General features: G+C 41.1%; 5 protein-coding genes and 1 pseudogene. 3 read left to right on the top strand and 3 right to left on the bottom strand.

The window, feature by feature from the left end:
* A pseudogene (locus tag CDG77_RS05135) lies at positions 1 to 356 on the bottom strand (transcription-repair coupling factor); the annotation flags it as partial.
* A 240-nt stretch (positions 357 to 596) separates the two neighbouring features.
* Between CDG77_RS05135 and CDG77_RS05130 the strand changes: the two are divergent.
* Positions 597 to 1934 carry a hemolysin family protein gene (locus CDG77_RS05130; RefSeq protein WP_094328328.1) on the top strand — a complete coding sequence of 446 codons (1338 nt, stop codon included), beginning with the start codon at positions 597 to 599 and terminating at the stop codon, positions 1932 to 1934.
* Positions 1935 to 1995: 61 nt separating this feature from the next.
* Complete coding sequence (locus CDG77_RS36245) at positions 1996 to 2139, top strand: hypothetical protein (protein WP_190233910.1); 144 nt, start codon at positions 1996 to 1998, stop codon at positions 2137 to 2139.
* Here CDG77_RS36245 and CDG77_RS05125 read toward each other — a convergent pair.
* A complete protein-coding gene (locus CDG77_RS05125; protein WP_094328327.1) occupies positions 2129 to 3310 on the bottom strand; it encodes an aldo/keto reductase in 1182 nt (393 codons plus the stop codon). The two genes, CDG77_RS36245 and CDG77_RS05125, sit on opposite strands and share 11 nt — an antisense overlap.
* Before the next feature lie 303 nt (positions 3311 to 3613).
* Positions 3614 to 9532, bottom strand: coding sequence for an amino acid adenylation domain-containing protein (locus CDG77_RS05120; RefSeq protein WP_094328326.1), 5919 nt, complete (start codon positions 9530 to 9532; stop codon positions 3614 to 3616).
* A 1534-nt stretch (positions 9533 to 11066) separates the two neighbouring features.
* On the opposite strand from CDG77_RS05120, the gene CDG77_RS05115 reads away from it, so the two are divergent.
* Positions 11067 to 12509 carry a sugar transferase gene (locus CDG77_RS05115; protein WP_190233909.1) on the top strand — a complete coding sequence of 481 codons (1443 nt, stop codon included), beginning with the start codon at positions 11067 to 11069 and terminating at the stop codon, positions 12507 to 12509.
* The last annotated feature ends 56 nt before the right edge of the window (positions 12510 to 12565 follow it).

Raw genomic sequence — 12565 nt, 5'->3', positions numbered from 1 at the left:
GTCCCCAGTCCCCAACCCCCAATTACCAAATCCGCCAATACCTGCATTTGTCCCCAACTCATCTCAGTTTCTGGGTCAAAAGGTTCGTAGGGAGAAGCCTCGGAGGTGGGGTAAAAATGTACGGTTTGCCATCCCATCGCCTCTAATTGTGCGTAAACGCGTCCAGCTTCTTCCAGGGTGGCGCAAACCACAAACAAATCCTTACCCTGAGCCTGCGCCAATGCTGAAGCTACCAAACCCTTCGGCAATCGAGAAATGCCATTTAACCGCAATTCTTGTTGTCGGTTTAGCTTAGAAATAAATTCAGTGGTGAGCGGCGATCGCGCTAAGGCACGCACAATAGAAGAAAATGACATAAGTACTACTAGCGGTGGGAGTCTTTGTGAGCCAGAAAATCTTGAGGCAGTTTATGTCAACTATTTTAAAAGTGTTGACAGCCTTCTTCTTATTTCGGTGGAAGCATAATGCACTGCAACTAATAGACTTAAGAACTATAACTACTACTTTGTGTACAGTCAAAGCATTTATAGAAGCACCTTTAATACTAGATACTAGGTATTGAGCTACATTCGCTCTGAGAAGCGGCAATTTTAAACATGTCCCCCATCACTTTTGAAATTTTAATCATTTTGGTGCTAATTATTGCCAACGGCGTGTTTTCTATGTCTGAGATGGCGATTGTCTCAGCCCGGAAAGTCAGGCTACAACAGCTTGCCAATCAAGGAGATGCCAAGGCAAGGGTAGCATTGAAACTCGCTGAGTCTCCAAATCATTTCCTGTCAACCGTTCAAGTAGGTATTTCCCTAATCGGTATCCTGACTGGTGCTTTTGGAGGAGCAACAATTGCCAGTCGTTTGGCAGTCTATGTAAAACTTGTGCCTTTGTTAGCACCTTATAGTGAACCGCTCTCCTTCGGAATAGTGGTTTTGCTGATTACCTATTTCTCACTAATTGTTGGCGAATTGGTACCAAAACGTCTGGCATTAAATAATCCAGAAAGGATTGCCTCGATTGTAGCTATTCCTATGCAAGCCTTGGCAGCGATCGCTTCTCCAGTAGTCTTTCTATTAAGCGCTTCTACAGATTTGATCTTGCGAGTGCTGGGAATTACAGCTTCTACCGAGCCGCAAGTTACCGAAGAAGAAATTAAAATCTTAATTGAGCAAGGCACTGAGGCGGGAACCTTTGAGGAAGCTGAACAGGATATGGTGGAGCGAGTTTTTCGTTTAGGCGATCGCCCCGTCAGCTACTTAATGACACCTCGTCCCGATATTGTCTGGTTAGACTTAGACGACTCTCCCGAAGAAAATCGCCAAAAAATGGTTGATAGTGCCTATTCTCGATATCCAGTTTGTCAGGCGGGACTTGATAATGTGCTGGGTGTGATCCCCGTCACCGATTTATTAGCCAGGAGTTTCCGAGGAGAACCGCTAGACTTGACAGTGGGATTGCGACAGCCCGTATTCGTGCCAGAAAGCACGCGTGGTTTGAAAGTTTTAGAATTGTTCAAGCAAACCATCACTCACATGGCGCTAGTAGTAGATGAATACGGCGTAATTCAGGGACTAGTTACACTCAACGACATTATGAGTGAAATCGTGGGTGATGTTCCTTCAACAGATGGACAGGATCAACCTCAAGCTGTGCAACGCGAAGATGGTTCCTGGCTTTTGGATGGGATGTTGCCTGTAGAGGAGTTTTTAGAACTTTTCGGTATGGAACAGTGGGAATCCGAGGAACGCGGCAGTTATCAAACCTTGGGCGGTTTTGTCATCACCCATTTAGGGCGAATTCCTGCCGCAGCAGATCATTTTGAATGGCAAAGTATGCGAATTGAAGTGATGGATATGGATGGGAACCGCGTTGATAAGGTGCTAGTCGTACCGAAGGCAGCTAAATCAGCAGATACGAAAGATACGAAAAAATCTGACTAGGGACTTCCCAATAAAAAAATATCCCGTCGCTTTGAGGGCAGGGGCAGAGAAAGCCGTTTTGATGAGCCTGAAATTGGATAATTTATTTATTGGAAGTCCCCTAGCGATCGTTGAGGAGTTTGGAGAGACGCGATTAATCGCGTCTGTAAAGGAGTTTGGAGTTATTTCTTGCCCAATTCCCAATCCCCAATTCATCAAGTCTTAGATAGACGTTTGACCTCCTCACCTGCTAACATCTGATGCGCTTGCTCCAGAAATTGCGGGATTTTGTCCGCGTGGGGATTGTAGGCGAGACATTGCTGCAAGTTTAATTCGTCCAGCCGATCGGCTTTATTACCAGGAAACCAATGACCGCCATTACCAAGCAAGTTGTAGCGCATTTTTGCATAATCCACTAGATCGTAAGCGATCGCTAAATTTCGCAGCCACAAAATCACCCGAATATTTACCTCGCCGGGGGTTTCGTCAAAAGTCGGTAAATTTGTTTCCCAGGATTTTACCCAATTTTCTCCCAAAGTAGCGATCGCTTCTGACTCCAACCTTGTTAAAATTGGCGGCAAAATTTCTGATGCCCGATCTACTAACTCTAAAGTCTTCAGGTGTTCATCAAAATCTTCTGGTTTTGCTGCTCCTACACTCAGAGTATGCACTTCTTGATGACTCAAACAAAACAAATCATTAAACACCATTGGACTCAATGGGGCGCAAAGATTCACTAATTTTTCTGGAGGTTCATATAACAAACCTCCTTTATTAGATGGACTAATAATAAACACCCCCATATCGTGGCGTTTAGCTGCTTCAATTGCTGCCCAATTCCATTGATTAATGTAGTACCAGTGCAGGTTCACGTAATCAAATAGATTGGTATTAATTGTTTGCACAATTATATCTGTCGATCCGTGGGTAGAAAAGCCAATAAATCTAACTTTTCCCTCTGCTTGCAATTGCTGGGCTACTTCCAAACAGCCACCGGGACGAATGCTATAGTCTAATGACTCAGTATGGTTGATCCCGTGCAACCCTAAAAGGTCAACATAATCTAGCTGGAGATTTTGTAATGATTTTTCAAATGTTTCGCGGAATTCTTTCGCATCTTCTTTTGGGCTGATTTTGGTCTGAACAATTAACTTTTCACGGGGAAATTGGGGTAAAATCCTTCCCAATTGCATTTCAGAAGTCCCATAGCCACGAGCAGTTTCAATATGATTAATCCCAACCTCGACTGCCCTTCTAATCGTCGCTTCCAGATTCGCCTGACTATCAGCAGGAATTTCATTATTGGGAACATCTTCCCATTTGAACTGATATCTCATGCCACCGCAGGAAAACACTGGCATTTGTAATTCTGTGCGTCCAAATCGTCTATATAGCATCAGTAGATTGTGGATTGCTTACCAACTTAAAATCTCAAAATTACAGTCATTCAAGCCTACAGTGCCACAATAACTACCTCTGTTCAATTTGTAACATCTGCAAGATTCATCGCATATTAAATCGGTCAGGTCTTTTGGTTATTGGACTACGACCATGATTCCAGTTCCACATAATAATTATCTTATCCTAGTTGCCACTAGCAAGGGTTTTTCGATTATTCTCCCAATTGATTTTTAGACTAAGAAACCACAAAACGACCCAGCAATGCTGAGTTGTGTGAAAGTGAACTGAGGGAATTCAAATTAATTTTCTGGAGACTGCGCCTGAGTTAAGCAATTTCTCAATGTTTCGGCTAACACTTGTACATGGGGTTCCTTAAGCATCTCAAGATGAGATCCGGGAATGTAATGGACATCTAATCCCCCCAGCACTAAGTTGCTCCAGCCGAATTGAGGATCGTATTGTGTGCCTACAGCTTCGTCCCGATATCGATCTTCTGTCCGCAAGAGAATAGCCCGACCCAGGTAAGGTGAAAGGACATATTCACTCATGGCTTGAATGTTAGTATCTATAATCTTTAAGTGCTTGTCAGTTTGAGGTAAATAAAGTGCGTTTTCTAAGTAACGCTTATATCTATTTTGGAGATGTTGCTTGCGCCAATAGCTCCATTTTATAACCTGTTGCAAAAGGTAAATAGGCCCTTGTTGAACTATGTTATTTAAATGCAAAAAAAGTCGCTTGGTAAATGGCGCTCGCCAACTATAACCTGGAAGACAGGTATCAAGCATAACTAGAATACCAACTTGTTTGCCTTGCTCTTGGAGTTGCCGAGCCATCTCAAAAGCAACTACACCTCCAAAAGAATAACCTCCCAGAAAATAAGGCCCATTAGGCTGAAGGGTCTGAATTTCTTGAATATAATGGGCTGCCATATCTTCAACCCGCCTATGGAAAGGGTGTTTTTCATCTAGTCCTTGTGGCTGTAGTCCGTAGAATGGTCGATCTGAACCTAGATACAGCGCTAATTCACGAAAACACAAAACTTCTCCGCCCAGTCCGTGAATGCAGAAAAAAGGAGGCTTGGAACCGTTGGCTTGAATTTCTACCAGGGATGAGCAGCTAGATTTTGATTCATTTAAGGTATTTACTAAAGCCTTGTTTGTTACCACACCTTCTTCTTGAGAGATTATTTTGGCTAGAGCCTCTATAGTCCCGGACTGAAACAGAATGGCAAGAGGCAGATTTTTATTAAATGTCTTCTCAATTTGCCAAAACAGTTTTACTGCTAATATCGAGTGTCCTCCTAACTCAAAGAAGTTATCTCTGACACCGATGGGCTGGACATCTAAAATTTGTTCCCAAATTTTGGTTAGTTGCAATTCTAATGGATCGCGGGGAGCAAGATATGTTTTTTCTAAATCAAGCCTTGTTGAGTCTGGTGCTGGTAAAGCGCGGCGGTCGATTTTGCCGTTGGGGGTTAGGGGTAGGGTGTCTAGTAAAACGAAAGCACTAGGCACCATATATTCTGGCAGTTGCTGTTTGAGGAACTGACGCAGTTCGTCTGTGTTTAGTGTTTGTTCTGGGTGAGGAACAACGTAGGCAACTAATCGCTGGTTTTCTGGATTATCAACTTTAGCTGTAACGACAGTTTGCTGTATGCTGGGATGTTGCGCTATTAAAGCTTCAATTTCTCCAAGTTCAATGCGGAAACCACGAATTTTTACCTGATGATCGATTCTACCGATGTATTCAATATTTCCATCGGGAAGATAGCGAACTAAATCTCCAGTTTTATAAAGTTTTTCGCCTTCCTTAAAAGGATGGGATATAAATCGCTCGGCTGTTAAGTCGGGACGGTTGAGATAGCCTTTCGCAACTCCAATACCACCAATATAAAGTTCGCCGTTTGCACCCAAGGGAACTGCTTGCAGATGGGAGTCGAGAATATAAAGTTGAGTGTTAGCGATCGCTCTGCCAATTGGTACACTTTTTAAGTTACTCTCGCTTTGACACTGCCAAAATGTGACATCAATTGCTGCTTCGGTAGGGCCATAGAGGTTGTGTAGTTCGCATTCCATCCGGTCAAAAAACCGCTCTTGGAGTTCAACAGGTAAGGCTTCTCCACTACAAAATACCCGTTTTAAAGGCTGACAACGTTCTAGCCCTTTGGTTTCTAGAAATATCTGCAACATCGAGGGGACAAAGTGCAGTGTTGTAATTTCCTCTTGGATGATGGTGTTGACTAGGTAAGTCGCATCTCGCTGTCCGCCTGGTTGAGCCATCACTAAACGTGCCCCTGTCAATAGCGGCCAGAAAAACTCCCAAACTGAAACGTCGAAACTAAAAGGCGTTTTCTGAAGAACCCGATCGATTCCAGTTAACTTATAAGCATCTTGCATCCACAGTAAGCGATTACAAATTCCCTGATGGCTATTCATCGCGCCCTTTGGTTTCCCGGTGGAACCAGAGGTGTAAATTACATAAGCTAAATCCAGAGGCTTGACCCTTGAATTGGGATTGTGACTCCTTTGTTGGGAAATCATTTCCCAGTCAGTATCTAGACAAACTTTTTGGCTACTTGTAGGGAGACCATCGACTAAATCCCTTTGGGTTAATAGCACTGGGGCTTGACAATCGCCTAGCATATATGCAATCCGCTCTTGAGGATATTCGGGATCGATAGGTACATAAGCACCACCAGCTTTCAGAATCCCTAACAGTCCAACTACCATTTCTAAGGAACGCTCAATACAAATGGCTACGAGTCCATTGGGCTGGACTCCACAAGTTTGCAAGTAGTGTGCTAGTTGATTGGCGCGATTATTTAGCTCGCCATAGGTAAAGTGCTTGTCTGCAAATTTGACAGCGATCGCATCTGGTGTTTTCTCTACCTGCGCTTCAAATAACTGATGTAGACATTGAGATAAATCATAGTCAATTTGAGTATTATTCCACCCGACTAGTAGCTGATGCTGTTCGGGCGCTGTTAACAGAGGTAAATCGCAAATATGCTGTTCTGGGTTAGCGACGATCCCCTCAAGTAAGGTTTGGAAATGCCCTAGCATTCGAGCGATCGTTGTTGCATCGAATAAATCTGTGTTGTATTCAATTCCACCTTTGATCCCCACTGAAGTTTCTGTCAAATCGAGGGTAAGCTCAAACTTGGCAGCGCCGTTATGAACTTCTAGAGGGGTAATGGTCAATCCCGGAAGTTCCCAGAGTTCTTTTGGGGTATTGTGAAAGGCAAACATTACCTGAAACAGTGGCGAGTGGCTCATGTCTCGCTCTGGCTGTAGTTCTTCTACTAGCTTCTCGAAGGGGAGGTCTTGGTGGGCATAAGCTCCTAGTGTTACTTCTCGAACTTGACTAAGTAACTGCCGGAAACTTGGGTTGTCTGCCAGGTTAGTTCGGATGGCCAGGGTATTGACAAAGAAACCAATCAACTCTTCGGTTTCAACTTGGTTGCGGCCAGCAATGGGAGAACCAATGAGAATGTCTTCTTGCCCAGTATAGCGGTGCAGGACTGTCCCAAAAGCCGCCAGCAATGTCATGAAAAGGGTGACACCCTGCTGATGGGAGAATTCTTTGAGCGATACACTTAGATACTGGGGTAAGATCAGGGATTGCACTGCTCCCTGGTAAGTTTGGACTGGTGGCCGTAGTCGGTCTGTTGGTAATTCTAATACAGTATTAGCACCTGCTAACTGAGTTTTCCAATAGTTGATTTGGCTGGAGAGTTTTTCACCCGATAGCCATTGGTGTTGCCAGACAGCAAAATCGCTATACTGAATAGGCAATTTTGACAATGGAGAAGGCTTTCCGCTCAAAAAAGCTTCATAAACGGCTGCTAATTGCTGCCAGAAAATGTTTATTGACCAGCCATCTGAGGCGATATGGTGCATGACCAACAAGAGTATATGCTCCTGTTGGTCTATTTGGAGCAAGGTAGCTCGCAGCATCAAGTCAGATTCTAAGTTAAAGAGGTGTTGGGCCTCTTCACTTAGGAGACATTCCACTTGCTCCTCTTTCACCTCAATTATTTTGAGTTCCACTGGTCGAGGCGTGCAAATTACTTGGATGGGGCTACCATCAAGTGATGTAATAAAGTTTGTTCGGAGTGCTTCATGATGGACAACGATCGCATCTAGTGACTGTTGTAATACACTGACGTTTAACTTACCCCTTAAGCGCTGTGCATTCGAGAGGATATATGCTCGACTGTCGGGTTGCAACTGCTGCAAAAACCACACTCGCTGTTGGGCAAAGGATAAAGGGACTGATTCGCGGTTGCCTATTTGGGGAATAGTTTGATTTTGGGGATCGTTTTCTTGACTCTCGTTTTGGGCGATTGCTTGAGCTAAAGTAGCGATCGTTGGATTCTCAAATAAGAGTTGTAAGGGTATTTCTCTCTGAAAAGCTTGGCGAACCCGAGACATCACTTGAGTTGCCAGGAGTGAATGACCTCCCAATTCAAAAAAATTGTCGTGGATACCTACTTGTTCCAGACGTAAAACTTTTGCCCAGATGCTAGCTAACACCTCTTCTGTAGCATTCTGGGGTAGAACAAAGTTAGTTGACAGACCCAAATCAGATATATGCGGTGCAGGTAAAGCGCGGCGGTCTATTTTGCCGTTAGGGTTTAATGGCAAGGTGTCTAAAAAGACAAAAGAGGCAGGCACCATATATTCAGGCAACCGACCTTGTAAAAAGCGACGCAATTCAACCTGACTAGGAATTTGCTCTGGCTTGGCAACAATATATGCTACAAGTTGCTTGTCACCAGGAACATCCTCTCTGGCTATTACTAGAGTCTGTGTCAGTGATGGATGTTGGCTTAATATCGCTTCAATTTCTCCTAATTCAATTCGGAAGCCACGAATCTTCACCTGGTAGTCAATACGACCGAGAAACTCGATATTACCGTCTGGTAGGAAACGGGCTAAATCCCCAGTTTTATAAATACGTGCCCCAACTTCAGAGCTAAAAGGGTCGAAAATGAACTTCTCTGCGGTTAATTCAGGACGGTTAAGATAGCCTCGCGCTAGACCAATACCGCCAATGTGCAGTTCACCTGATTCACCAACAGGTACAGGCTGCAAATTTTCATCAAGGATGTGAATCTCTGCATTGGTGATGGGGCGACCAATGGGAGCAATAGTATAATTAGTGCCGCGTTGGCAAGTCCAGAAAGTGCTATCAATAGAAGCTTCTGTCGGGCCATAGCAATTATGGAGAACATTATCCAAATTCAATTTAGCAAAAAAGCGTTCTATGAGTTCGGTAGGTAAAGCCTCACCACCGCAGGTAATATGCCTAATGAATCGGCAATTCTCAATACCCTTCTCTTCCAGTAAGACACGCAATATAGAAGGCACTAAGGCCAGGACAGTGATTTGCTGCTCAGTAATCACCTTCACAAGGTAGGCAGTGTCTTGATGTCCACCAGGGCGAGCTACGATCAATTGTCCCCCAAAACACAATGGCCAGAATATCTGCCATACTGAAGGGTCGAAGCTAAAAGAAATGGTCAGTAAAACTTTGTCTGCCTGAGTTAATCCAAAGGTTGTTTGCTTCCAGTGGAGTTGATTGCAGATCCCACGGTGAGGGATCGTTACACCTTTGGGCTGTCCTGTAGAACCGGATGTGTAGATTACATATATGAGATTATCAGCCGTCGTTTCATTTACAAGATTTTCTAGACTGTTTTGGATATTCCCTTGCCAGTCTGAGTCTAGACAAACCACTTGTGCTTGATGCGGTGGTAGGTTCTTGACCAATTTTTCTTGGGTTAATAATACTGGTGTCTGGGTATCTTCTAATATGAAGGCTAAACGCTCTGGAGGATATGCGGGATCTAAAGGCACATAAGCGCCCCCAGCTTTGAGAATACCCAGTATTCCTACGATCGTCTCCAAGGAGCGTTCCAGACAAATCCCTACAAGTACTTCAGGCCCAACACCTAAAGCACGTAGGTAGTGCGCTAGTTGATTCGCCTGTTTGTTTAACTGCTGATAAGTAAGTTGTGTATCTTCGAATACTACAGCAATAGATTCAGGCGATCGCTCAACTTGCATCTCAAATATCTGATGGATGCACTGATCTTGACGATCGGCTGCTTGGGTGTTCTTCCATTCCTGTAGAACTTGAGTGCCGATAATGTGAGTGAAGCTATTTAATTGAGTATTTTGCTTATACTCTGAAATCTCGCTATTTATCTGCATTTTTTATATATCAGCTCCATCAGGAAATAGGATTTTATTAATTTATTTACTATCGTAATACGCAAAACTGTACATTAACTTTCTCAGTATGAAACTTGAGGCTACATAAACAAAGCCTAGCTGTTCTTAAGAGCGTGATGGTAAGCAAACGGCTTCTGCTTTACAGTACCCAGGATAATACATACCTTTTCAAAATAGTTAGTATTTATAGAGTTGTCACTAATCTATTACATCGTCTTATACTTAATATAAATAAATACAATATTTTTACGCAATATCTTAATTTTTCCAATAAGACTTTCAAATAAAAAAATACATTACTGCATTACTGAGTTACGCCCATAGAGAAACATTTGTACTTACAGCTTAACTTTAGTTGACAGATTTTTTTTATATGCATAACATAATATTTTAGTTAGCTTAAACACAGTCCTGACAAGAATTTATCCTTTTTTCTGAAAATTTACTTGAGGAAAAAATAATTATTACCGAATCTTCATGGTGTTTGTTTATATGTAAAAATAGTGTAAAGTCATAATTACGATCTGCTTAAATAATTGAGTAGCTTGCAAAGATAATTGCTACTACGCAAACGAAGTCTACTTACACAAAAAGCAGAATAATCAAGGGTTTAAAGCCCGTATAGGAGGGTTTGTCCTATTAGCCAAGGCTTTTAATTGTTGGGTTTGGTATTAAATCAGACATTTGCACAAGCTCAAAGTCTTCAGCTTTTGAGAGACAAGATTAAAGTTGCCTAAAGTGTGAATGATAATTAGACACAGAAAATTTTATCAAAAAAATTGACTTTCTCGGATGGTAAAAATGTCTATAATGCAGACATGACATAAATCTCCATATATCAAACATTGTTGATGTTACTTTGATACCTTAGAATTTATTTCTCATTAATCTGTAACCAATTCTCTAAAAATACTCATAAAACGACCGAAGCTCAACCATGATATCAAGGACATCATTTTTTGTAAAGTTTTGTAACAATAGACAAATTTTTGATGCATTTTGTTATAGGTTATGTATGTAAGTTTTGCTAATCAGTAATTATGCGTAAACAAACAGATAATTTCTAAGCACAACTGAGTTAGTATAGCTAAACATGCTACAGTAAGTTCAGAAAGAGTGCTATCCTAGCGAATAATGAAGTATAACTCTGCAATAGAAGTGTGGTAGTTCGGTTTAATTATTACGTACATTAAGTTAAAAATCTCAATATTTTTACCTGAGCTACTTGCTTATTAACATCAGGAATCTATTCAGCCATAAGTAAACTCACTAACAAATCCTTCTTTAGCACCTAAAGCTCAAAATTTCCAGACTAAACCGAATTATACCCTGTAACAAAAACTAAGTACCTGGGTAGTAAACGCAATCAAGCCAACTCTGAGAAAATGTTTTTGATCGAGAACTGTAAAGTTACTTCGAAGGACAAAATCCTTGCATAGCAAAAATGTGAGATCCCCAACTTTATTTTATATAAAATTCAATCAATCTTTAACTACACCAAGTGTTGCTAACTATGAGTAATCAAAGCATTACAACAAATAAATTCAGTGAAGTACCTTTGGATTTACGCGCATCTTCATTTGTCAGAGTCCGCAAGGGTTCCTGGTGGTTGAGATTAACAACATTGTTTTTAGTAGACTATACTCTTTTATCCTTAGCATGGATTTTAGCCGGATATCAGTCTTCTTATAATAATTTTACTTGGTATATACCGAGTAATTATTTACCTATTTTAATAACTATTGGCATTCAAATAGGCTCGTTAGCTGTCGAAGGTATTTATCGAGAAGGTCAAAAACGCTATGACTATTTTAATATTATAAAATCGCTGACTTTTGCTCATGGATTAATACTCCTAGTTTGTTTTTTGTACAAACCAGTAGTTGATATTACACGTCCAAAATTAATATTATTCTCTTGGTTCCTAAGCATATTTTTTATTTGTAGCGGTAGATATGCTGTGAATCTTACTCTTGAATATCTGCGGAAGCAGAAAAAAATAGTTCGTTCTTCTGTTTTCATTATTTGTGATTCTCAAGATCGCGAGCAAATTGCTAGCTTTATAAAAAAAGAGAAGCATTATATTGTATCTGGAACAGCTAATGCTAGCTCATTAGACAGATATCAACGTCAAAAAACATTGAGTCAACTTAATGAATTGGGTGTAACAGAAGTTTTTATCTCTTGGGATGCTCTAAAAAATAGAATGTTTTTATGCTGGTTATTTCAAGCCTCTGGCATCCAAGTACATATTTTACCGATGGAATTAAAACCAATTTATAGAAATGTAGAATTTAGTAAAATAGGAGGAATGCCTTGTCTAAATTTAGATTGCCCGATAATTACAGGTAAAGATTTTTGGATAAAGCGCAGTTGTGATTTCTGTTTTGCAACTTTGTTTGTAATGTTTTTATTCCCTATTTATGTAGCTATAGCTATAGCTATCAAACTGGACTCTCCTGGCACAGTATTTTATAGGCAAACTCGTATAGGCTTACATGGGCAACAGTTTAAAGTATGGAAATTTCGAACTATGAGGTCTGATGCAGAAAAATTGCAGAAAGAACTAGAAGCTTTAAATGAAACGAAAGATGGAATTATCTTTAAAATTAAAGACGACCCTCGGATTACCGGTGTTGGAAAATTTCTCCGTCGTTACAGCTTAGACGAATTACCTCAACTTTTTAACGTTATCCTTGGAGAAATGAGCATAGTCGGCCCTCGCCCTTTACCTACTAGAGACGTAGATAAGTTTTCTGAACATCATTTTATTCGGCATGAAGTTTTACCTGGCATTACAGGTCTTTGGCAAGTCTCAGGTCGCTCAGATATTGTAGATTTTGAACAAGTTATAAATCTCGACCTGAACTACATTGAAAATTGGTCGCTTGGTTTAGACTTTGAAATTCTGCTCAAAACAGTTATGGTGGTTTTGAAAAAAGAAGGTGCTTACTAAGGTCATAAAAACAAAATCATAGTGGAAACTAGATAATTATAGTCGTTTATGTATAG

The sequence above is a fragment of the Nostoc sp. 'Peltigera membranacea cyanobiont' 213 genome (assembly GCF_002245975.1).
Taxonomy (GTDB): Bacteria; Cyanobacteriota; Cyanobacteriia; order Cyanobacteriales; family Nostocaceae; genus Nostoc.
This window is presented reverse-complemented; position numbering and strand designations above follow the sequence as displayed.